This is a genomic window from Streptomyces sp. V4I2, from assembly GCF_030817655.1.
GTDB classification, from domain to species: Bacteria; Actinomycetota; Actinomycetes; order Streptomycetales; family Streptomycetaceae; genus Streptomyces; species Streptomyces plumbiresistens.
Window position 1 is genome coordinate 5,105,360 of the sequence record NZ_JAUSZM010000003.1, and the last position, 22,145, is coordinate 5,127,504.

Below are 22,145 nucleotides of genomic sequence, written 5' to 3' on the forward strand. Positions count from 1 at the left end.
TCCTACGGTCCGACATGACCATTCCAGGGCACGATGTGAGGAAGGAGGCAACGCCATGACCCCTGACACCGCTGAGCGCCCGCAGATGTCCGTCGAGGACTTCGAAGAACTCGTCCGCCGGGCTCCAAGGGAGCTGCGGAACCGCTTGGAGTTCCTCGGCGGGAGGCTGTGCGTCCGGCACGGCCCGCTCGATGTCGACGAATTCGAGGAGCTTGCCGCGGTGGCCCCCGAAACCGTGCGGCTGGAGTACATCAACGGAAAGGTAGTAGTCAAGGCCATGCCGGACGGCAACCACACTTCGATCTTCATGTGGCTGCTGCGCCAGTGCATGCAGCATCGCCCCGACCTGGACCTCGCGCCCGAGCGTGGTGTCAAGGCGGAGGCGTACCGCAAGGGCCGCGCCCGGACGGACGGCTTCCTGGCACCGGTGGACCACTTCAAGGGCGACGGCGAGTGGTCCGAAACCGACGGCGCCCTCATGGCCGTCGAGATCACCTCACACGACAAGGACACCGACCAGCGCGACCGAATCGACAAGCCCGTCGGCTACGCGGAGGCCGACATCCCCGTCTACCTCCTCATCGACCGCGACAACAACACCCTCACGGTCTTCAGCGAGCCCAAGGACGGCCGGTACCAGTTGTCCTCGTCCTACCCCTGGGGAGCTACCGTGGCGATCCCCCACCCCGTAGGGATCACCCTGCACACCGAAAAGCTCAAGGACTACGCCGACTGATGAACCACGCCCAGCTCACCGCCCTGGGCCGCGCCCTCCGTCTCCTCGGGGAGCACGGCGAGGCCCTCACCGGGGACACCCCGGATACCCGGCTCCACGAGGTCAAGGCCGATCTCAAGCGTGCCCTGGATCTGCTGCAGGACAGCGTCACCGGGGCCGCGCCCTCCACGCGATGCCCCGAGCACCCGAACGGGCCCGTCGACGAGAACGCCCACGATCTCTGCCTGCTCTGCGAGACCCGGCGCCGCGCGGCCCGCCGCTCGGAGTACAACGGGCCCTCCGCGCAACCGCACCCCACCGACCCCACCCCCTCCCGCTACGGCGTGCGCGAGGACCGGCCGCAGCCCCAGCAGCGGTGGCTGCCGGAGCTCTGGAACGGACAGGCGTGGCAGTTGTGCGGGACCCCGCGCCGGGACCGGCACGAGGCCGAGCTGTATCTCGCCGCCCAGCGGCGCGGGCCGAGGGCCGCCATGGCCTACCGGCTCGTGCACGAGTTCACCGACTACGAGGTCCTGCGGGTGTGGGGCACCCCGGTCCGCGTCGACATCGAGCCGCTCGGGAACCTGTAGAAGCCCCCGGCTCCGAGGTCAGCCCAGCAGCGGCATCGGCGCGAACTCGTACCCCTCCCACAGCCGCCTCGACGCCTCCTCCGGATACGCCCTGACCTGCGGCTCAGCATCCATGACCTGCACCAGCCGCCGCTGCGTGTCGTACGCCGGCCAGCCCGGGTCGCCCGTCCTCGCGAACGCCGTCCAGGACTCCCGGAAGCGGGACGACAGCGCCCGCCCCTCCGGCGGGACCTCTCCGCCGGGGAACAGCATGATGCCGATGTCGGCGGCGAACGTACCGAAGAGCAGCGGGATGTCCAGCGCGTGACAGGCGCCCAGCGCGCCTCCGCCGCCCGGCGCCGTCCAGGTCAGCTCGTAGACGTGGGCGCGGCCGCCGCCCGCGAGCTGGGCCTCGGCCAGGTGGTGGCTCGGCATGCCGAAGAGCCAGTCGGTCTGGACGCGTTCGAACAGTTCACCCGGCGAGGCGTCGGGGAAGGCCGCACGGTAACCGTCCTCACCCGCCTCACCCGCCTCCCCCGGCGCGAACAGCCGCAGTGCCCACCGCGCCTGCTCCTCCGTGATGTTCCCCAGTTGCCCGCCCATCGCCAGGAACAGCCGGAACTCGTCCCGGTTGTGGCCGACGACCAGCTCCACGTCCCGGCCCGCCCCGGCCGCCAACGCCTGCCAGGGCGTGACCGGCAGGACCTCGCCGTCGACCACGGGTGAGAAAGGGGTGAGCGTCGGGGCGGCCCGGCCCCACCTGTCCAGGTACTGCATCATCTTCCCGCCCAACGCCTCGCCCGCGGCGGGGAGTGTGCGCGGATCCACGCTCGACAGCTCCGCGACCGTGGGCCGCAGTCCCGCCTCCCCCGCGATCGCGGTCGCGATGTCACGGGCCAGGGCGTCGGAGAAGTACGTGCCGGGCACGCTCTGGGCGATGGCCCGCCGGAACAGGCCGGACGCGCTCGGCATGGCCAGCAACGCCGCCACCGATCCGGCGCCGGCCGACTCGCCGAAGACGGTCACCTGGCCGGGGTCGCCGCCGAACGCCGTGATGTTGTCCCGTACCCAGTGAAGTGCGGCGACCTGGTCGAGCAGGCCGCGGTTGGCGGGGGCGCCCTCGATGTGGGCGAAGCCCTCGATGCCGACGCGGTAGTTCAGGGAGACGACCACGACGTCACCGTCGTGCGCGATGTGCCGGGCGTCGTAGCCGGGGCTGCCGGCGTGGCCGAGCTTGTAGGCGCCGCCGTAGATCCACACCATGACCGGGCGGTGGGCGGCCGGGTCCGGGTCGGGCGTCCAGACGTTGACCGTCAGCCAGTCGTAGCCCAGGGGTACGTCCAGGCCCGCGCCGCCCCGGCCGAGGAACGCCGCCTCCTGCGGGGGCGGCGGGCCGAAGGCGTACGCGTCGCGTATGCCCTCCCACGCCGGGGCCGGGCGGGGCGCCTGGAAGCGTGCCTCTCCGACCGGCGGGGCGGCGAACGGGATGCCGCGGAAGACGGTCAGCCCGTCCTCCCGGCGCCCGCGCACCGCCCCGCCTTCGGTACGGACCACAGGCGGGGCGGAGTCGGTCGTGGGGTCTCGGGGCTCGGTCGTCGTCATCGTCGGCGCGCTCCTCGCGATCGTTGCCTTTCTGAATCATTGCTCTTGACCATGACTCAGGACAAGCAAGCGATCGCGCCTCCGGTCAGGACAGGGACTTCAGCGCCGCCGCGTCGTACGGCTTCAGCTCGTCGAAGCGGTCGGCGAGGACCTTCGCCGCCCACTCCGGGTCCTGGAGCAGGGCGCGGCCCACGGCGATCAGGTCGAACTCCTCGGCCTCCAGGCGGTCGAGCAGGTCGTCGATGCCCTTGACCGGGGCGCCCTCGCCCTGGAAGCCCTTGATGAAGTCGCCGTCGAGGCCGACCGAGCCGACGGTGATGACGGGCTTGCCGGTGAGCTTCTTGGTCCAGCCGGCCAGGTTGAGGTCCGAGCCGTCGAACTCGGGGAGCCAGTAGCGGCGGGTGGAGGCGTGGAAGGCGTCGACGCCGGCCGCGGCGAGCGGGGCGAGGATCGACTCCAGCTCCTCGGGGGTCTCGGCGAGGCGGGCGCGGTAGGCCTCCTGCTTCCACTGGGAGTAGCGGAAGATGACCGGGAAGTCGGGCGAGACGGTCTCGCGGACCGCCGCCACGAGCTCCTCGGCGAACCTGGCGCGGGCCACCGGGTCGCCGCCGTAGGCGTCGGTACGGCGGTTGGTGCCCGCCCACAGGAACTGGTCGACGAGGTAGCCGTGGGCGCCGTGGAGCTCCACGCCGTCGAAGCCGATGCGCTCGGCGGCCGCGGCGGCCTCGGCGAACGCGCCGATGACGTCGTCCAGGTCCCGCTGGGTCATCGCCTTGCCGGTGGGCTCGTCGGCGCCGAGGCGCAGCCCGGAGGGGCCGACGGCGGGGGCGTCGGCGTAGGGCGGCTGGCCCTGCTCGCGCACCATGCCGATGTGCCACAGCTGCGGCACGATGGTGCCGCCCGCCGCGTGCACGTCGGCGGCGACCTTCGCCCAGCCCGCGAGCTGCTCCTCGCCGTGGAAGCGCGGGATGCTGTCGCTCTGCCCCGCCGACTCGTGGCCGACGTAGGTGCCCTCGGTGACGATCAGGCCGACGCCCGCGGCGGCGCGGCGCGCGTAGTACGACGCCACGTCCGCGCCCGGGATGCCGCCCGGGGAGAACGCGCGGGTCATGGGCGCCATCGCGATGCGGTTCGGGACGGTGAGGCCGTTGATCGCAGTCGGCCGGGAGAGGATACGGGCCGCGCGGGAGGTGGACTCGGCGGTGGTGGCGGTCACAGTGAGGGCTCCTCGGAGGGGTCGGGGACGTCGAGCGGTCATGGAACACGGGGACATTCCGGACGGTATGTGCATACGCATTCACCGTCCTCCCTGCCCAACCCCGACCGCCCCACCCGGCATTCCGCCGCCCCGCCGACAACCTCTGTGACCCCGGACACGCCGGAGGGCGGCACCCCCTGCTTCCAGGGAGTGCCGCCCTCGGCGTCGTACAGCGATGTGCTGCGATGAACTCGTGATCCCCGGAAGGATCAGAAGTCCATGTCACCGCCCGGCATGCCGCCGCCGGCCGGGGCAGCGCCCGCCTTCTCCGGCTTGTCGGCGATGACGGCCTCGGTGGTGAGGAACAGCGCGGCGATGGAGGCGGCGTTCTGCAGGGCAGAGCGCGTCACCTTCGCCGGGTCGATGATGCCTTCGGCGATCATGTCGACGTACTCACCGGTCGCGGCGTTCAGGCCGTGGCCGACGGGAAGGTTGCGCACCTTCTCGACGATGACGCCACCCTCGAGACCACCGTTGACGGCGATCTGCTTGAGCGGGGCCTCCAGGGCGAGCTTCACGGCGTTGGCGCCGGTCGCCTCGTCACCCTCGAGGTCCAGCTTCTCGAAGACCGAGGAGGCCTGGAGCAGGGCCACGCCACCACCGGCGACGATGCCCTCCTCGACGGCCGCCTTCGCGTTGCGAACGGCGTCCTCGATGCGGTGCTTGCGCTCCTTGAGCTCGACCTCGGTCGCGGCACCGGCCTTGATGACGGCCACGCCGCCCGCGAGCTTCGCCAGGCGCTCCTGGAGCTTCTCGCGGTCGTAGTCGGAGTCGCTGTTCTCGATCTCGGCGCGGATCTGGTTGACCCGGCCCTGAACCTGCTCGGAGGAGCCGGCACCGTCGACGATGGTGGTCTCGTCCTTGGTGATGACGACCTTGCGGGCACGGCCCAGAAGGTCGATCGAGGTGTTCTCCAGCTTGAGGCCGACCTCCTCGGAGATGACCTCGCCGCCGGTGAGGATGGCGATGTCGTTCAGCATCGCCTTGCGGCGGTCACCGAAGCCCGGAGCCTTGACGGCGACGGACTTGAAGGTGCCACGGATCTTGTTGACGACCAGGGTCGACAGGGCCTCGCCCTCGACGTCCTCGGCGATGATCAGCAGCGGCTTGCCCGACTGCATGACCTTCTCGAGGAGCGGGAGCAGGTCCTTGACGGCGCCGATCTTGGAGTTGGCGATGAGGATGTAGGGGTCGTCGAGCGACGCCTCCATCCGCTCCATGTCGGTGGCGAAGTACGCCGAGATGTAGCCCTTGTCGAAGCGCATACCCTCGGTGAGCTCAAGCTCAAGACCGAAGGTCTGGGACTCCTCGACGGTGATGACGCCTTCCTTGCCGACCTTGTCCATCGCCTCGGCGATGAGCTCGCCGATCTGGGTGTCGGCGGCGGAGATGGAGGCCGTGGAGGCGATCTGCTCCTTGGTCTCGACATCCTTGGCCTGCTCGAGCAGGGCACCGGAGACGGCCTCGACGGCCTTCTCGATACCGCGCTTGAGGGCCATGGGGTTGGCGCCGGCGGCTACGTTGCGCAGACCCTCGCGCACGAGCGCCTGGGCGAGCACGGTCGCCGTGGTCGTTCCGTCGCCTGCGACGTCGTCCGTCTTCTTGGCGACTTCCTTGACCAGCTCGGCGCCGATCTTCTCGTACGGGTCCTCGAGCTCGATCTCCTTGGCGATGGAAACACCATCGTTGGTGATCGTGGGCGCGCCCCACTTCTTCTCGAGGACGACGTTGCGGCCCTTGGGGCCAAGGGTGACCTTGACGGCGTCGGCGAGCTGGTTCATCCCGCGCTCGAGACCGCGCCGTGCCTCCTCGTCGAACGCGATGATCTTGGCCATGTGAAGTGGTCCTCCCGGACAGGGGGTGGATTTCTCCGGACCGCGCTGGCGCCCGCGACGGACGGCCTGCCTGCCTCGTGGTTCCTTGCCCCACATGGCCTGCGGGCCTCACCGACCCGGTCCTCGTTGTCACTCTCACCTTCAGAGTGCTAACGCCAATGATTAGCACTCGCCCCTGCCGAGTGCAAGCGCCTCTCGGAGGTCGGCACCTCCGCGCGGACCCGGCGCCGGACATGCCGAAGGGCTCGTAACCCATGACTCCCCATGGGATACGAGCCCTCCGAAGAACAGAAGAACGTCGCTGTCAGTCGGCGCGTGCTTCAGCCGGTCGCCAGTCGGACCATGTCCGCCTGCGGCCCTTTCTGGCCCTGCGAGATCTCGAAATCAACCCGCTGGCCTTCCTCCAGGGTGCGGTAGCCGTCCATCTGAATCGCGCTGTAGTGGACGAAAACATCCGCACCACCGTCGACCGCGATGAAGCCGTACCCCTTCTCCGCGTTGAACCACTTGACGGTGCCCTGAGCCATGCCTAACTCCCCTATTACTGGCCCTTGCACAGATCCGCACTTCGCGGATCCGGGTCAGACCTCACCGCCCACATGGTTGGGGGCGTGCGCCGGAACGCGTCGACCGCGGCCGAATGTATCTGTCCAACTGCCGTCTGCAACAGGTCAATCGGACGAGAATTCTGGACGCGCACGGTCCGGAATGTGGTGAGAATTCACCCGAATTCGGGGCAAGTCGGGCCCCACAAAAAGCACAAAAGCCGCGAAAGAAGCACACACTTTGGCTACTTCTTGTCGGGTGCAAGGTTGAATTCAAGGGCTTACGACCCGCAGGTCGGCATCGCGTTCCCCAACTGTACCGCGCTCAACCACATTGAATTGCCCCCTCCGCTTCTCTCACGGAGGGGGCAATTCGTTGAACTCTCAGTAACCGCCGTTACCGACGGTAATGATCAGCCTCCGGCAACGGCCGGAATGATGGAGACGCCGGCACCGTCCGGGGTCGCGGTCTCCAGTCCCTGCTCGAAGCGGACGTCGTCGTCGTTCACGTACACGTTGACGAACCGACGCAGCTTGCCCTGGTCGTCGAGCACGCGGGCGGCGATACCCGTGTGGTTCTTCTCCAGGTCACTGATGACCTCGGCGAGGGTGCCCCCCTCGGCGACGACCTCGGCCTTGCCGCCGGTGTAGGTGCGCAGGATGGTGGGGATGCGGACGGTAACGCTCACGATTGAAACCTCCGGTCAGGGATACGGGCCTAGGGGCGCGGGACTGTATCGATATGCGGCTCCGCCGCGGGGCGCGACCAGCCCCCACCGGCCTGCAGCTTGAAGACGGTCTAGACGAGCCCCGCCTCGCGGAACGACTCCAGGTTCGGACGAATGGTCGCAGTAAGCCCCGTACCCGCCACCGCATCCAACGTCTTCAGCCCGTCGCCGGTGTTCAGCACGACGGTGGTCAACGTCGGGTCCAGCAGCCCGTTCTCGATCAGCTTCTTCGCGACGCCGACCGTCACACCACCGGCGGTCTCCGCGAAGATGCCCTCGGTCCGCGCAAGGAGCTTGATCGCGTCGACGACCTGCTCGTCGTTGACGTCCTCCACCGCACCGCCCGTACGCCGCGCGATGTCGAGGACGTACGGCCCGTCCGCCGGGTTGCCGATGGCCAGCGACTTGGCGATGGTGTTCGGCTTCTGGGGCCGCACGACGTCGTGCCCGGCCTTGTAGGCGACGGACACCGGCGAGCAGCCCTCGGCCTGCGCGCCGAAGATCTTGTACGGCTTGTCCTCGACGAGCCCGAGCTTGATCAGCTCCTGCAGGCCCTTGTCGATCTTCGTGAGCTGGGAGCCGGAGGCGATCGGGACGACCAGCTGGTCCGGCAGCTGCCAGCCGAGCTGCTCGCAGATCTCGTACGCCAGGGTCTTGGAGCCCTCGGCGTAGTACGGCCGCAGGTTGACGTTGACGAAGCCCCAGCCCTCGCCGGCCGGGTCGCCGATCAGTTCGGAGCAGAAGCGGTTCACGTCGTCGTAGTTGCCCTCGATGCCGACGAGCTCGCCGCCGTAGATCGCGGCCATGACGACCTTGCCCTGTTCCAGGTCGTGCGGGATGAACACGCAGGAGCGGAAGCCGGCCCGGGCCGCCGCGGCGCCCACCGCACCGGCCAGGTTGCCCGTGGAGGAGCAGGAGAGGGTGGTGAAGTCGAAGGCGCGGGCGGCCTCGATGGCCTGGGCGACGACGCGGTCCTTGAAGGAGTGCGTCGGGTTGCCGGAGTCGTCCTTGACGAAGAGCTTGCCGGCGTCGACACCCAGCTCGCGGGCGAGGTTGTCGGCCTTGACGAGCTTGGTCCAGCCGGGGTTGATGTTGGGCTTGTCCGCCACGTCGGCCGGGACGGGCAGCAGCGGCGCGTAGCGCCAGATGTTCGCGGGTCCCGCCTCGATCTGCTTGCGGAGCTCCTCCGTGTCGTAGGCGGAGAAGTCGTACGCGATCTCGAGCGGGCCGAAACACTCCTCGCACGCGAAGACCGGGCCGAGGGGCACGCGGTGGCCGCATTCGCGGCAGCTGAGCGCTGCGGCGGGGCCGAGGTCGACGGGGGAGTCCGCGGGGACGTTCGCGGTGGTGTCCGTGGTGCTTGCAACAGTCTGCGCAGCCATGTGAGGCGAGGCCCTTTCTCCTCATCTTCCTCACGACGCATCTCGCCGTGAGACGGATTTGGCACCTTCCCTAGCCGGTAAGCCTCGCGAAAACGATCGTCACTGATCGCTACGAGACCGGCTGGAGGGTTGCCGGGGCTTCATCGGGCCGTATCCCTCTGCCCCTCTGGATGAGCGGTATGTAGTTGTTGATCGTTGAAACGGAACGCCGACCCCGACATGCGATGGTCATCAGCGTTGTTCAAGACTGTAACCGAAGGCCAGGACAGTTGAGATAGCCGTCCGAACCGCGAGATGGATCACATGTTCCACCAAGAGGCATGGATCACACGCTCGCCGAGAGAACGCAGAGGAGCCGCGCACCGTGCTGAATGAGGTCGAGCGTTGGCTGAGCACTCGCTCCTGGTCGAAGACCGATCGCCCGCTCCACAAGATCCTGGCAGCGAAACGCGCCACGCGACAGTCGGTCAGTGTCGTGCTGCCCGCGCTCAACGAGGAGGAGACGGTCGGTGACATCGTCGCCGTGATCCGTCACGACCTCATGCAACAGGTCCCGCTCGTCGACGAGATCGTCGTCGTCGACTCGGGATCGACCGACCGCACCTCCGAGGTGGCAGCCGCCGCGGGGGCCCGGGTCGTCCACCGCGACGACATACTCCCCCGCATACCGATCGCCCCCGGCAAGGGCGAGGTGCTCTGGCGCTCGCTCCTGGCCACCAACGGCGACATCATCTGCTTCATCGACGCCGACCTGAAGGAGTTCTCCTCCGACTTCGTCTCCGGGATCGTGGGGCCGCTGCTCACCGAACCCGGGGTCCAGCTGGTCAAGGGGATGTACGACCGTCCCCTCGGCGGCGCTGCCGGCCAGGGCGGCCGGGTCACCGAACTGATGGCCCGCCCGCTGCTGAACATGCACTGGCCGCAACTGGCCGGTTTCGTACAGCCGCTCGGCGGTGAGTACGCGGCCCGCCGCTCGCTCCTCGAACAGCTCCCCTTCCCGGTGGGCTACGGGGTGGAGCTGGGCATGCTGGTCGACGCCCTGCACCTGGTGGGCCTCGACGCGCTCGCCCAGGTCGACGTCGGGGTGCGCAAGCACCGCCACCAGGACGGCCAGGCACTGGGCCGCATGTCCGCCGCGATCTACCGCACGGCCCAGCTCCGGCTGGCCCGCGGGCACCTGATCCGTCCCTCCCTCACCCAGTTCGAGCGGGGCGAGGACGGCTTCGAGCCGCGCACCTACTCCGTGGACACGGAGGAGCGGCCGCCGATGGTGGAGATCGCGGAGTACGCGCATCGAAAGGTCGCCTGACCGGGTGTGTTCCGGCGTCCGGGGGCCCGTGTACGGCCCCCGGACAGGCCCGAACGTTTGATTGTTTCCGGGCCGGGCTAGGTTGTGGCGTATGGCTTCAACGCAGGCTGCTCGGAGTGCTGAGGTACTCGTCGCGTCCAACCGCGGCCCGGTTTCGTACGAAGTGCGCCCAGACGGTACGGGCGGCACGCTCCACGCCAAACGGGGTGGCGGCGGGCTGGTCTCGGGTCTGTCCGCCATCGGGTCCGACGCGGGCACGCTGTGGGTGTGCTCGGCGCTCGGCGACGGCGACCGCGAGGCGGTACGGCGCGGCGTCGGCGAGCCGGGCGTCCGCATGCTCGACATCCCTGCCGACGTGCACGCCGACGCGTACAACGGCATCGCCAACTCCGTGCTGTGGTTCGTCCACCACATGCTGTACCAGACCCCGCTGGAGCCGGTCTTCGACGCGGAGTTCCGGCGGCAGTGGGCGTCGTACGAGACGTACAACCGCGCGTTCGCCCAGGCGCTGGCGGAGGACGCGGCCGAGGGCGCGGCGGTCGTCGTGCAGGACTACCACCTCGCCCTGGTCCCGGGCATGCTCCGCGAGCTGCGCCCCGACCTGCGGATCGGCCACTTCTCCCACACGCCGTGGGCGCCGCCGGAGTACTTCCGGATGCTGCCGGACGACATCGCCGGCCAGCTCCTGCGCGGCATGCTCGGCGCGGACCGGCTGGGCTTCCTCACCCACCGCTGGGCGGACGCGTTCACCGCGTGCTGCACGGAGTTCGTCGGGGGACTCGGGGACACGCAGATCGGCGTGCACGGGCTGGGCGCGGACGCGGACTTCCTGCGGAAGCGGGCGCACGAGGCGGACGTCGAGGAGCGGATCGGGTCGCTGCGGGCGGAGATCGGCGAGGCGCCGGACGGAACCGCGCGGAGGGCGATCGTCCGGGTCGACCGCACCGAACTCTCCAAGAACATCGTGCGGGGCCTGCTCGCCTACCGGCAGCTGCTCGACGACCAGCCCGAGTGGCGCGAGCGGGTGGTGCACGTGGCGTTCGCCTACCCGTCCCGCCAGGACCTCGCCGTGTACCGGGAGTACATGGCGGAGGTGCAACGGCTGGCGGACGAGATCAACGCGGCGTACGGCACGCCGGGCTGGACCCCGGTCCTGCTGCACCTGAAAGACGACTTCGCCCGCTCCCTGGCCCGCGTACCGTCTCGCCGACGTGGCCCTCGTCAACCCGATCCGGGACGGCATGAACCTCGTCGCGAAGGAGGTGCCGGTGGTCTCCGACGAGGGGTGCGTGTTGGTGCTGTCGCGGGAGGCGGGGGCGTTCGAGGAACTGGGCGAGGACGCGATCGCCGTCAACCCGTACGACGTGGTCGCGACGGCGGGCGCGCTGCACGCGGCGCTCGTCATGCCGGCGGGCGAACGGGCCGAGCGCACGAAGCGGCTCACCGCGGCGGCGACGGCCCTGCCGCCGGCGCAGTGGTTCCTGGAGCAGCTGGGTGCGCTGAAGGCCTGATCCCGGAGTCCTGATCCCGGGATCTCAACCGAGCCGCGTCGCGAGGGCTCGCAGCAGGCCTACGACCCCCTCCGGGCCGTCGACGACCACGTCCGCCCGCTCCCGCAGCTCGGTGACCTCGTCGCTGCCGCTGCAGACCAGCAGGCCGGGGGTGCCCTCGGTGCGGAGTTTCTCGACGGCGGCGAAGGCGGGGAGGTCGCCGAGGTCGTCGCCGGCGTAGAGGACGGACGTGGCGTCGATCTCACGGACGTACTCCAGGAGGGCGACGCCCTTGTCCATCCCCGGCGGACGGAGTTCGAGGACGAGCCGGCCGGGCTCGACGATCAGGCCGTGGCGCGTGGCCAGCTCGGTGAGGGGGTCGCGCAGGACCTCGAACGCGGCCTGCGGATCAGCGGCCCTACGCGTGTGTACGGCGACCGCGCGCCCCTTCTCCTCGACCCACGCCCCCTGCCCGACACCGGCCCCGTCGAGCACGCCCGGCAACTCGGCGAGGGCGGCGGCGACACCGGGGTGCGGGGCGGGGGCACTGACGGTTCCCGTACGGGCGTCCCAGCGCTCGGCGCCGTAATGCCCGAGGACGACGAGGTGCTCCAGCCCCGGAACCCCGGCGAAGCCCCCGTTCCGAACGGCCACCGCGGCCGGGCGGCCGGTGACCACGGCGACGGCGGCGACCTTCGGAGCGAGCGCGGCCAGCGCGGGGACGGCGTCCGGGTGTGCCCGGGCCTGGTCCGGGTCCGCCACGATCGGGGCGAGGGTGCCGTCGAAGTCGACGGCGACGACCGCGCGCCCCGGTTGAGCGAGGAGGGTGTCGAGCCCGTCCCGCCCTGCGGGCGTCGCAGGTGTCGGCAGAGGGTCAGTGACGTCCATGAGTCGACCTTACCGGCGCTTCCCCACCCCCTGGTACGGGGCCGAAAGGGGGCGGCGCCCCTACCGCTCGGCCCGCCGCGCGTCCCGTACCCGGCGCAACCGGTTCACCGTCACCGGGTCGAACGCCAACGCCCGCGCGTCGTCCAGCAACGCGTTCAGCAGCTGGTAGTAGCGCACCGGCGCCAACCCCAGCTCCTCCCGTATCGCCCGCTCCTTCAGCCCGGGACCGCTGAACCCACGCCGCTCCAGCGCGAGAATCTCCCGCTCCCTGCGATCCAGGTCCCGCTCCTCGTCCATACCCGCACGCTAGCCGCCGCCACTGACACCGGCAGACACGGGCAACCTCACTCCGCGGTCTGCGCCGCCGCAGCCGTCGCCTGAAGCCGGCTCAGCACGGTCGCCGGGCTGCCGCCGGAGGCCACGGCCTGCCCGATGCCCTTCTTCACGGCCGCGCTGACCTGCGCCCAGGACGTCTCCCCCACCGGATACGTCTCGGACAGCGGCAGCTCGTCGAGGAACGGCTTGAGGTCGGCGTCCTGCTTCGCCGCGCTCATGACCGCGGAGGCGGAGTTGGTGACCGGGAGCAGGTCGTACTCCCGGGAGAAGGCGAGGACGTTCTTCTCGCTGTAGACGAAGTCGAGGAAGTCGCCGATCTGCTCGGCGTGCCCGTTCTCCTTGAAGGCGGTCATCCAGTCGGCGACGCCCATGGAGAGCTTGCTCTCGCCGTTCTTGCCGGGCATCGGCACCATGCCGACCTTCACGCCCTTCTTGGCGGCCATCTTCATCAGCGAGGGGTGCCCGTTGAGCATGCCGACGTCCCCGTTCGCGAACGCGGCGAACGCGTCGGCCCGGTCGAGCTTCCCGGGCGCGACCGGCCCGGTCAGTCCCTTGGCGACGAGGTCGTTCTTCAGCCAGGTGAAGGTGCCGGTGTTCTCCGAGGAGTCGATGCTGTACGTGCCGAGCGTGTCGGTGTAACCGCCCCCGCCGCTGAGCAGCCACTGCATGGTCTCGGCCTGCGCCTCCTCCGGCCCGAGCGGCAGCGCGTACGGGTACTTCACGCCCTGGGCCTTCAGCGCCTCGGCGTCCGTGGCGAGCTCGTCCCAGGTGGTCGGCGGGGTGATGCCGGCCTCGGTGAAGAGGGTCTTGTTGTAGAAGAGCAGCCGGGTGGAGGCGGCGAACGGCATGCCGTACTGGACCCCGTCGACCTCGCCCGCGTCGGAGAGCTGGTGGATCCAGTCGGCCTGGACGGGTATGGAGACCAGGTCGTCGGCCTTGTAGAGCCGGCCCGCGTCCGCGTAGTCGGCGTACGCGCCGATCTGGGCCAGGTCGGGCGCCTTGCCGGCGTCGACGAGTTCCTTGACCTTGCGGTCGACATCGCTCCAGGAGTAGACGCTCACGTCGACCTGCACCCCGTCGTGCGCCGACTCGTACTCCTTGACCAGCGTGTCCCAGTACTTCTTGGAGCTGTTGGCCGTGCTGTCGCCGTAGTCGGCGGCGACCAGCTTCAGCGTCACCTCGCCCGAGTCCCCGGTGAGGCCGCAGCCCCCGAGGACCGCCGTCAGGCCCAGTGCGGACACCGCCGCGATCGTTCCCGCCCTACCCCGCTGCACTGCCATCGCTCCAACATCGTCGATCATCGAAACCCTCGAAAGGTCATACGTATTGCTCCCACAAGGTCTACACCACGTGAGTGGACTAGACCTCTTGAGGGTTCACGGGCCAGACTGTCCCCGTGAAACACGTCATCGCCCTCGATGTGGGCGGCACCGGGATGAAGGCCGCCCTTGTAGGGGCGAGCGGCGAGCTGCTGCACCAGGCCCGCCGCGCCACCGGGCGCGAACGCGGGCCGGACGCGGTCGTCGAGGGCATCCTCGGCTTCGCCGCCGAGCTGCGCGCGTACGGCATCGAGCACCTCGGCGAGCCCGCGGCCGCCGCCGGCGTCGCCGTCCCCGGCATCGTCGACGAGGACCGCGGCATCGCCGCCTACTCGGCCAACCTGGGCTGGCGTGACGTACCCCTGCGCGAGCTGCTCGGCGAGCGACTCGGCGGTGTCCCGGTCGCCCTCGGCCACGACGTGCGCACCGGTGGCCTCGCCGAGGGCCGGATCGGCGCGGGCAAGGGCGCCGACCGTTTCCTGTTCGTGCCGCTGGGCACCGGCATCGCGGGTGCCATCGGTATCGGCGGCCGGGTGGAGGCGGGCGCCCACGGCTTCGCGGGCGAGATCGGTCACATCGTCGTACGGCCCGGGGGGACCGCCTGTCCGTGCGGGCAGCGCGGCTGTCTGGAGCGGTACGCGTCCGCGGCGGCGGTGAGCGAGGCGTGGGCGGCGGCCTGCGGGGACCCCGGCGCGGACGCGGCCGACTGCGCGAAGGCCGTCGCGTCCGGCGACCCGGAGGCCGTACGGGTGTGGCGGGACGCCGTCGACGCCCTCGCCGACGGCCTGGTCACCGCCCTCACCCTGCTGGACCCGCGCGCGCTCATCATCGGTGGCGGGCTCGCCGAGTCGGGGGAAACCTTGTTCACACCGCTGCGGGACGCCGTACAGCGCCGGGTCACCTTCCAGAAACTGCCGTCGATCGTCCCTGCGGGCCTCGGGGACACCGCCGGATGCCTCGGTGCGGGACTACTGGCCTGGGATCTGCTCGACAACACGGACCGTACGGAGGTAACCGCCTGATGGCCAACGTCCCAGGGGCGCGGGGAACTGCGCGACCAGCCACAACGAACCCGCACCCCGCAACCGGCAATGTGCCCCTGGTCCTCTCCGGCGCCAACGTGGTCATGCCGACCGGAACCGTCGAAGGCGGCCGCCTGGTCGTCGAGGGCACCCGCATTGCCGGCACCGCTCCAGAGAACGCCCAGGTCATCGACGTAAAAGCCCACTGGCTGATCCCCGGCTTCATCGACATCCACAACCACGGCGGCGGCGGAGCCTCCTTCACCTCCGGAACGGTCGACGAGGTCCTCAAGGGCATCCACACCCACCGCCTGCACGGCACCACGACCCTCGTCGCCTCCACGGTCACCGGCGACATGGACTTCCTGGCCCAGCGGGCCGGGCTGCTGTCCGAGCTGGCCGAGCAGGGCGAGATCGCCGGGATCCACTTCGAGGGGCCGTTCATCTCGCCGTGCCGCAAGGGCGCGCACTCCGAGGAGTTGCTGCGCGACCCGGACCCGGCGGAAGTGCGCAAGCTGATCGACGCGGCGCGGGGGAAGGCGAAGATGGTCACCCTCGCCACCGAGCTGCCCGGCGGCATCGACTCCGTACGGCTGCTGGCCGAACACGGCGTGATCGCGGCGATCGGGCACACGGACGCGACGTACGAGCAGACGGTGGAGGCCATCGAGGCCGGCGCCACGGTCGCCACCCACCTCTTCAACGCGATGCCGACGCTCGGCCACCGCGCCCCCGGCCCGATCGCCGCCCTCCTGGAGGACGAGCGGGTCACCGTCGAGCTCATCAACGACGGCACGCACCTCCACCCGGCCTCCCTCCAGCTGGCCTTCCATCACGCGGGCGCGGACCGGGTGGCGTTCATCACGGACGCGATGGACGCGGCCGGCTTCGGCGACGGGCGGTACATGCTCGGCCCGCTGGAGGTGGAGGTGGCCGACGGAGTGGCCCGCCTGGTGGAGGGCGGCTCGATCGCAGGCTCCACCCTCACCCTGGACCGCGCGTTCAAGCGGGCGGTGACGCTCGACGGGCTGTCGGTCGAGGACGCGGTCGCCGCCCTCTGCGCCAACCCGGCCCGCCTGCTCGGCATGGACGACACCGTCGGCTCCCTGGAGCCCGGCAAGGACGCCGACCTGGTCCTCCTGGACTCCGACTTCGACCTCAAGGGCGTCATGCGCCGGGGCGAATGGGTGGTCGATCCCCAACTGGGGTGATCTGTCCGTCTGTTGAGGACGGCGGTTGTCCTGTCAAACTGGGAGGACCGTCGTCCGTTTGGCATGATCGCCCTCCGGACAGTCAGCCGGACGGCACGCGCGTTCTGCGTTTCTCCTCGGGGGAGGTCGAACCAGGTGATCCTCACGGTCACACTGAACACCGCTCTCGACATCACCTATCGCGTACGGTCCCTGCGCCCGCACACCTCCCACCGCGTCACGGACGTGACCGAACGCCCGGGCGGCAAGGGCGTGAACGTGGCCCGGGTCCTGGCGGCCCTCGGCCACGAGGTGACGGTCACGGGCTTCACGGGCGGCGCGACGGGACGGGCCGTACAGGACCGACTCGCCACGGCGGAGGGCGTGCTGGACGCTCTGGTCCCGGTCACCGGCGCCACCCGCCGCACGATCGCCGTCGTGGACGAACACACCGGCGACACGACCCAGCTCAACGAGCCCGGCCCGACGGTCACCCCGGCCGAGTGGTCCGCCTTCCAGGAGGCGTACGAGGGTCTCGTCCCGTCGGCGTCCGCGGTGGCCCTGTGCGGCAGCCTGCCGCCGGGGGTGCCGGTGGGGGCGTACGCGGGCCTCGTGCGGACCGCGAAGGCCGCCGGCGTCCCCGTCCTCCTCGACACCAGCGGGGAGGCTCTGCGGCGCGGGGTGGCCGCCCGCCCCGACATCGTGAAGCCGAACGCCGACGAACTGGCCGAACTGACGGGCTCCCACGATCCGTTGCGCGCCACCCAGGACGCCCGCCGCCGCGGCGCCCGCTCCGTCGTCGCCTCCCTGGGCCCCGAGGGCCTGCTCGCCCACACCCCGGAGGGCCGCTGGCGAGCCACCCCACCCACCCGAGTCCACGGCAACCCGACCGGCGCCGGCGACTCCGCGGTCGCGGGCCTGCTCTCGGGCCTGGTGGAAAACCTCCCGTGGCCGGACCGGCTGGCCCGCGCGGTCGCCCTGGCGGCGGCGACGGTGGTGGCGCCGGTGGCGGGGGAGTTCGACCGGGGGGCTTACGAGGAGCTGGTGGGGCGGGTGACGGTGACGGGGGAGGTCAGCGCGGCCTGAGGACTACGACTTGACCCAGCCGTTGACCAGCCACATCTGGTCGAGAAGGGCGTCGCACTGGTTGCCCTGCTCGCAGGAGACCTTGATGGTGTTGGTGCCCTTGTTGAGCTGGATGTAGTTGTAGGTCTGCGTCCAGCCCTTCTCGTAGTCGCCCTCGGGGGCGTTCGCCCAGTTCTTCAGGTCGACCGGCGTGTTGGAAGGCGTCCCGTTGACCGTGAGGGTGGCGTTCTGGTCCTTGCCGGGGACGCTGTAGCCGACGTACACGGTGTACTTGCCTGACTTGGGGATGCCGTTGACGGTCCAGGTGACCGAGGAGCCGACCTGATTGAAGCCGGTGACGTAGACACCGCCGTCGGCCTTGGCGCCCTTGACGTCGGAGGCGGTCGCGGCGGTGCCGTCGAGGGCCAGCGCCTTCGCGTCGATCGTCGGCAGGTCCTCCTCGCTCGCCGCGCTGTTGCTGTTCGACGGGCTCGGCTCGTTGCTCTGCGAAGTCGTCGGCGAAGTCGAGGCCCCGTTCCCGCCCGCATTGTCGTTGTCGCCGTCGCCGCCCATCATCGCCACCCCGATGCCGATGACGACCGCCGCGACGACCGCGATCGCGCCGATCAGCAGGCCCTTGGTGTTGGGGCCGCGGCGGCCGCCGCCGTCGTTGTAGGACGGCTGCGGCTGCTGGGTGGTGGGGGCGCTGCCCGGGAAGGTCTCGGGGGCCGCGTAGTGCGCGTTCGACTGCTGCGGGACCTGGCCGTAGGGCGCGGTCGCGGCGGCCGGGGCCTGCTGGCCGTACTGGCGCTGACCGACCGCTCGCACCCGGTTGACGGAGCCCGGATAGCCGTAGCCGCCGGCACCGGAGGGCGGCTGGGCGCCGTTGGCCTGGCCGTCGGCGTAGAGATAGCCGAACGGGTCGTCGTCCTCGGGCGTGCTCGCGCCGTTGTTGCCGGCCGTCATCCCTTGGTCTCCTCAGCAGGTGCGGGTGCGATGGGTGTGGTGAGAAGGGCGAGCCTACCCGCTCCTGATGGCCCAAACGGGTGACTCGGATCGCATCAGCTCGCTGACCTGGGACTCAGCCCGCGCGTCTGTGTTGTTTGGGACGCGATCGTTTCTCTACGTACATCCGCTCGTCGGCCGACTTCAGCACCTCGTCCGCGGTCATCCCGCAGGACGCCCAGCCGATGCCGAAACTGGCGCCGACCCGCATGGCCCGCCCGTCGACCCGGATGGGCTGGATGATCTCGTTGCGCAGGCGTACGGCGAGGTCCTGGGCGTCGGCCCGGCCGAGCCCGTCGGCCAGCACCACGAACTCGTCGCCGCCGAGCCGGGCCACCGTGTCGCCGTCGCGGACGGCGCCGGACAGCCGCCGGGCGACCTCGATGAGAACCGCGTCACCCGCGTTGTGCCCGAACCGGTCGTTGATCGACTTGAAGCCGTCGAGGTCGCAGAAGAGGACCGCGAGCCCCTTGGCGCCGTCGTCACGTTCACCCTCAGGGGCGACGGTGTGCACGTGGTGGTCGTAGCCGTCGTACACCTCTACACCCGTCGACGGGAAGTCGAAGCCGTGGCCGTCGGCGTCGAAGGCGGGGTGGCCGTAGGCCGAGTCCACCGGCTCGAGGGCGCCCGCGTGCCCGGCGCGCCGGCACAGGCGGGAGGAGAGCCGGGAGCGCAGCTCGGCGGAGTTCGGCAGGCCGGTCAGCGCGTCGTGCGAGGCGCGGTGGGCGAGCTGCAGCTCGCGGCGCTTGCGGTCCTCGATGTCCTCGACGTGCGTGAGCAGAAACCGGGGGCCGTCGGCGGCGTCGGCGACGACGGAGTTGCGCAGGTGGACCCAGACGTACGTGCCGTCGCGGCGCCCGAGCCGGAGTTCCGCGCGGCCGCCCTCGGCGGAGGTGCGGAGCAGGGTGCTTATGTCCTCGGGGTGGACGAGGTCGGAGAAGGAGTAGCGGCGCATCGCGGAGGCGGGGCGGCCCAGCAGGCGGCACAGAGCGTCGTTGGTCCGCAGGATCCGGCCGTGCTGGTCGCCGCCCATCTCGGCGATGGCCATGCCGGAAGGGGCGTACTCGAAGGCCTGCCGGAAGCTTTCCTCGCTGGCCCGCAGGGCCTGCTGCTCCCTTTCGAGCCTGACCAGGGCGCGCTGCATATTGGCACGTAGACGCGCGTTGCTGATCGCGATGGCGGCCTGGAAGGCGTACATCTGGAGCGCTTCGCGGCCCCAGGCGCCCGGCCGGCGGCCGTTGCGCGGCCGGTCCACGGAGAGCACGCCGATCAGCTCGCCGCACGAGCCGCCACCCGAGGGGGCGGGGGTGTACATGGGGGCGAAGAGCCGGTCGGAGGGGTGCCACTCGTCCTCGAAGCGGGGTGCGGGCCCGTCGGTGTACCACTGCGGTACGTCGTCGTCGTCGAGGACCCATCCCTCGGTGTGCGGGATGAAGATCAGGTCGCCCCAGTTCTCGCCCATGTTCAGCCGGCGCTCCCAGGACTCGCGGGAGCCGACGCGGCCGGTGATCAGCGCCTCGGCGGCCGCGTTGCCGGAGAAGGCGGCGACGACGAGGTCGCCGTCGGGGCGTACGAGGTTCACGCACGCCAGCTCGTAACCGAGGGCCTGGACCACGCCGTCGGACACGGTCTGCAGGGTGTCCGCGAGGCTGCGGGCCGTGTTCATGTCGGCCATGACCTGATGCAGCTGACGCAGGGACGCAAGGCGGACGTAGGGCTCCGACTCGGTCTCCATGCTCGCCCTCCCCCCGAGACCTCGCAGCGAATCAAGGGTTCTCATCGGCGTATCGTCCTGGCAGCTTCCCCGCCACTGAATCACAGCGCGCTGCTCACTCGGTACACAGGGTCAACAATTAGTCCCTCTTGTGACTCAAGTCACAGCGAAAGATGAACAATTGAGTGGAGTTTCTGCGTTTTCTCTATGCGTTTACTGAACGCAAACTTTGTACCCATGTGGAGCCGGAGGCTGGAGCCGGACACGAAGCCAGACCCTACACAGGGAAACTCGTCCCCAAGTCCTAGGACCGCTCTCGGCCCGAGGCCCGATGCGGCGCGTACGAACATGAGATTAGCGTTTCCGGCGTGCCGAACACTCTCCCTGCCCCGCCCGCCACCCGCGCCGCTCACGCCTCCGGGCATGCTGTGGGGGTGAGCAACGACGAGTTCCGCGCCGCCATGTCCCGGCTGGCCGCCGGCGTGGTCCTGGTGACCGCACAGGAGGCGTCACTCGACCCCGACGATCCGCAGGCGCCGGGGGGCGAGGACGTCGGCATGACGGCGACCGCGTTCATGTCGGTCTCCCTCGACCCGCCCCTGGTGCTGGTCAGCCTGCGCGAGGGCTCCCGCATGGACGACCTGCTCGACGAGCAGCCCCTGTGGGCGGTGTCGGTCCTCTCCGAGAGCCAGCGGCACATCGCCGGCCGCTTCGCCATGAAGGGCCGCATCAGCGACCGCCTCCTCTTCGAGGACATCCCGTACGTCCGCGGCGAGGTGTCCGGCGCTCCCCTGGTGGGCGGCGCCCTGGCCACCCTGGAGTGCCGCACGGAACAACGCGTACCGGCCGGCGACCACGTCCTGGTGATCGGCCGCGTCCTGACGGCGACGCTACCGAGCGCGGACGGCGGCCCGCTGACGTATTTCCGGGGGCGGTACCGGCAGTTGGGGTGAGCGGGACTCGGGGGCCGGCGGGTCCGGCAGCTGGGGCGAACCGAAATCCAGGGCCGACCAGCCCGGCAGCTGGCGCGAGCCGGGATGCGAGGCAGAGTTCGGTAGTTGGGCTGAATTCCGTGGCGGGTCGGTGATTCGCCGACCTAGGGTGCGCGCATGACCACGACCTCCGCGCCCCGCCTGGAAGAGATCACCCCCCGCACCTTCGAGGCCGCGACCGGCATCAAGGTCCGCCCGGAACAGGAATTCGCGGTCTCCCCGGTGATGCAGTCACTCGCCGAGGCGTACGTCCGTCCCGCCGGAGTCGCCTGGCCCCGCCTGATCGTCGACGGCGACCGTCCCGTCGGCTTCCTCATGGCCTTCTTCGACATCGACTGGAAGGAAGACGGCACCCTCTTCCGCTCCGGCCTGTGGCGGCTGAACATCGCGGCGGAGGAACAGGGCAAGGGCTACGGCCGGTTCGCCGTCCAGTCCGTGGCGGCCGAGATCCGCCGCCGCCGCGGCAAGGAGCTGTACGTCACCTGGCACGCCGGGCCGAACGGCCCCGAGAACTTCTATCTGGGGCTCGGTTTCCGGCCGAACGGGGAGACGAGCGAGGGGGAGATCGTCGGGGTGCTGGAGCTGTCCTGACGACGCCGCCGGAGGTCATCCCCAGTCGCGGCCGGTTCTCCCGCGCTTGGTGTCCGAGCGCTGCTTCTTCTCCCGCAGGCGGCGTTCGTTGATGCCCCGGGGGATCCGGGTGGGCCGGCGCGGCTTGGGCGGCGGGGCCGTCGCCTCGGCGAGGAGAGAGGCCAGGCGTACGGCGGCGGTCTCGCGGTTGCGCCACTGGGAGCGGTGCTCGGAGGCGCGCACGGTGACGACGCCGTCGACGAGCCGCCCGGCCAGCCTGTCCAGCGCCCGCTGCTTCCACACCTCGGGCAGCGCCTCGGTGCGGGCGAGGTCGAAGCGGAGCTCCACCTGCGAGTCGCTGGTGTTGACGTGCTGTCCGCCGGGCCCGGAGGACCGCGAGAAACGCCACATGAGCTCGGCCTCGGGAAGGGAGACGGAGCCGCGGATGACGTGAGGACCGGACATGGCGTACATGTTCCCCCGTCTGTCCGGTCCACGTCACCCGAATAACTCGGGTAAAGAAAGTAAAGAGAGCAGGAACCTCGCGTACCCCTCTCCGCGTTGGTACGGGTAGCTGTAGCTTCATGCTGCCGTACGTCTAACGAGGGAAG

20 protein-coding genes, 1 pseudogene and 1 riboswitch are annotated in these 22,145 nt (G+C 70.3%); of the genes and pseudogenes, 9 read left to right on the plus strand and 12 right to left on the minus strand.

Features of this window, described 5'->3' with window-relative positions; translation table 11 throughout:
- The first annotated feature begins 55 nt into the window (after window positions 1-55).
- Window positions 56-736 (plus strand): Uma2 family endonuclease, encoded by a 681-nt coding sequence (locus QFZ76_RS24015; protein WP_307675687.1) that lies wholly within the window; start codon window positions 56-58, stop codon window positions 734-736.
- Window positions 736-1,305, plus strand: coding sequence for a hypothetical protein (locus QFZ76_RS24020; RefSeq protein WP_307675688.1), 570 nt, complete (start codon window positions 736-738; stop codon window positions 1,303-1,305). The genes QFZ76_RS24015 and QFZ76_RS24020 overlap by 1 nt, the downstream gene beginning before the upstream one ends.
- Before the next feature lie 18 nt (window positions 1,306-1,323).
- Here the strand turns inward: QFZ76_RS24020 and QFZ76_RS24025 are convergent, their stop codons facing one another.
- From QFZ76_RS24025 to thrC, 6 genes are all read right to left on the minus strand, one after another.
- Entirely contained in the window at window positions 1,324-2,886 is a 1,563-nt protein-coding gene (locus QFZ76_RS24025; RefSeq protein WP_307675689.1) for a carboxylesterase/lipase family protein, read from the minus strand.
- An 85-nt stretch (window positions 2,887-2,971) separates the two neighbouring features.
- Window positions 2,972-4,144, minus strand: a complete 1,173-nt coding sequence (locus QFZ76_RS24030; RefSeq protein WP_373464345.1) for an NADH:flavin oxidoreductase — start codon at window positions 4,142-4,144, stop codon at window positions 2,972-2,974.
- Window positions 4,145-4,353: 209 nt separating this feature from the next.
- The gene (groL, locus tag QFZ76_RS24035) at window positions 4,354-5,979 is read right to left on the minus strand and encodes a chaperonin GroEL (protein ID WP_307675691.1); all 1,626 of its coding nucleotides are present in this window, start codon (window positions 5,977-5,979) and stop codon (window positions 4,354-4,356) included.
- A gap of 320 nt (window positions 5,980-6,299) precedes the next feature.
- Window positions 6,300-6,506 (minus strand): cold-shock protein, encoded by a 207-nt coding sequence (locus QFZ76_RS24040; RefSeq protein WP_007493268.1) that lies wholly within the window; start codon window positions 6,504-6,506, stop codon window positions 6,300-6,302.
- 431 nt (window positions 6,507-6,937) lie between these two features.
- Window positions 6,938-7,213, minus strand: a complete 276-nt coding sequence (locus QFZ76_RS24045) for a MoaD/ThiS family protein (protein WP_307675692.1) — start codon at window positions 7,211-7,213, stop codon at window positions 6,938-6,940.
- 110 nt (window positions 7,214-7,323) lie between these two features.
- The gene (thrC, locus tag QFZ76_RS24050; protein WP_307675693.1) at window positions 7,324-8,634 is read right to left on the minus strand and encodes a threonine synthase; all 1,311 of its coding nucleotides are present in this window, start codon (window positions 8,632-8,634) and stop codon (window positions 7,324-7,326) included.
- 18 nt (window positions 8,635-8,652) lie between these two features.
- Window positions 8,653-8,811, minus strand: a riboswitch (SAM riboswitch).
- 187 nt (window positions 8,812-8,998) lie between these two features.
- On the opposite strand from thrC, the gene QFZ76_RS24055 reads away from it, so the two are divergent.
- The gene (locus QFZ76_RS24055; protein ID WP_266437589.1) at window positions 8,999-9,943 is read left to right on the plus strand and encodes a glucosyl-3-phosphoglycerate synthase; all 945 of its coding nucleotides are present in this window, start codon (window positions 8,999-9,001) and stop codon (window positions 9,941-9,943) included.
- 91 nt (window positions 9,944-10,034) lie between these two features.
- Window positions 10,035-11,454, plus strand: a pseudogene (locus QFZ76_RS24060) (trehalose-6-phosphate synthase).
- A 24-nt stretch (window positions 11,455-11,478) separates the two neighbouring features.
- Here QFZ76_RS24060 and otsB read toward each other — a convergent pair.
- The 3 genes from otsB to QFZ76_RS24075 are packed head-to-tail and all read right to left on the minus strand — an operon-like array spanning window position 11,479 to window position 13,937.
- Window positions 11,479-12,321: a trehalose-phosphatase gene (otsB, locus tag QFZ76_RS24065; RefSeq protein ID WP_307675694.1), complete on the minus strand. Its 843-nt coding sequence runs from the start codon at window positions 12,319-12,321 to the stop codon at window positions 11,479-11,481.
- A gap of 60 nt (window positions 12,322-12,381) precedes the next feature.
- Window positions 12,382-12,618 (minus strand): DUF3263 domain-containing protein, encoded by a 237-nt coding sequence (locus QFZ76_RS24070; RefSeq protein ID WP_266437581.1) that lies wholly within the window; start codon window positions 12,616-12,618, stop codon window positions 12,382-12,384.
- A 47-nt stretch (window positions 12,619-12,665) separates the two neighbouring features.
- The gene (locus QFZ76_RS24075; RefSeq protein ID WP_307675695.1) at window positions 12,666-13,937 is read right to left on the minus strand and encodes an extracellular solute-binding protein; all 1,272 of its coding nucleotides are present in this window, start codon (window positions 13,935-13,937) and stop codon (window positions 12,666-12,668) included.
- Between the two features lie 116 nt (window positions 13,938-14,053).
- Here QFZ76_RS24075 and QFZ76_RS24080 point away from each other — a divergent pair, with 116 nt between their 5' ends.
- The 3 genes from QFZ76_RS24080 to QFZ76_RS24090 all read left to right on the plus strand — a co-directional run bounded on the left by QFZ76_RS24080 (window position 14,054) and on the right by QFZ76_RS24090 (window position 17,274).
- Entirely contained in the window at window positions 14,054-14,998 is a 945-nt protein-coding gene (locus QFZ76_RS24080; protein ID WP_307675696.1) for an ROK family protein, read from the plus strand.
- Between the two features lie 104 nt (window positions 14,999-15,102).
- Entirely contained in the window at window positions 15,103-16,209 is a 1,107-nt protein-coding gene (gene nagA, locus QFZ76_RS24085) for an N-acetylglucosamine-6-phosphate deacetylase (RefSeq protein ID WP_307675697.1), read from the plus strand.
- A 135-nt stretch (window positions 16,210-16,344) separates the two neighbouring features.
- Window positions 16,345-17,274: a 1-phosphofructokinase family hexose kinase gene (locus QFZ76_RS24090; protein WP_307675698.1), complete on the plus strand. Its 930-nt coding sequence runs from the start codon at window positions 16,345-16,347 to the stop codon at window positions 17,272-17,274.
- Between the two features lie 3 nt (window positions 17,275-17,277).
- Here QFZ76_RS24090 and QFZ76_RS24095 read toward each other — a convergent pair whose 3' ends face one another.
- Both QFZ76_RS24095 and cdgB read right to left on the minus strand, forming a co-directional pair.
- Complete coding sequence (locus QFZ76_RS24095; RefSeq protein WP_307675699.1) at window positions 17,278-18,219, minus strand: CBM35 domain-containing protein; 942 nt, start codon at window positions 18,217-18,219, stop codon at window positions 17,278-17,280.
- Window positions 18,220-18,334: 115 nt separating this feature from the next.
- Entirely contained in the window at window positions 18,335-19,993 is a 1,659-nt protein-coding gene (cdgB, locus tag QFZ76_RS24100; protein WP_307675700.1) for a diguanylate cyclase CdgB, read from the minus strand.
- A 347-nt stretch (window positions 19,994-20,340) separates the two neighbouring features.
- Here cdgB and QFZ76_RS24105 point away from each other — a divergent pair, with 347 nt between their 5' ends.
- Both QFZ76_RS24105 and QFZ76_RS24110 read left to right on the plus strand, forming a co-directional pair.
- Window positions 20,341-20,925, plus strand: coding sequence for a flavin reductase family protein (locus QFZ76_RS24105; protein ID WP_307675701.1), 585 nt, complete (start codon window positions 20,341-20,343; stop codon window positions 20,923-20,925).
- Window positions 20,926-21,081: 156 nt separating this feature from the next.
- Entirely contained in the window at window positions 21,082-21,555 is a 474-nt protein-coding gene (locus QFZ76_RS24110) for a GNAT family N-acetyltransferase (protein WP_307675702.1), read from the plus strand.
- 15 nt (window positions 21,556-21,570) lie between these two features.
- On the opposite strand, the gene arfB is transcribed toward QFZ76_RS24110, so the two are convergent.
- Complete coding sequence (gene arfB / locus QFZ76_RS24115; RefSeq protein ID WP_307675703.1) at window positions 21,571-22,008, minus strand: alternative ribosome rescue aminoacyl-tRNA hydrolase ArfB; 438 nt, start codon at window positions 22,006-22,008, stop codon at window positions 21,571-21,573.
- Between the last annotated feature and the right edge of the window lie 137 nt (window positions 22,009-22,145).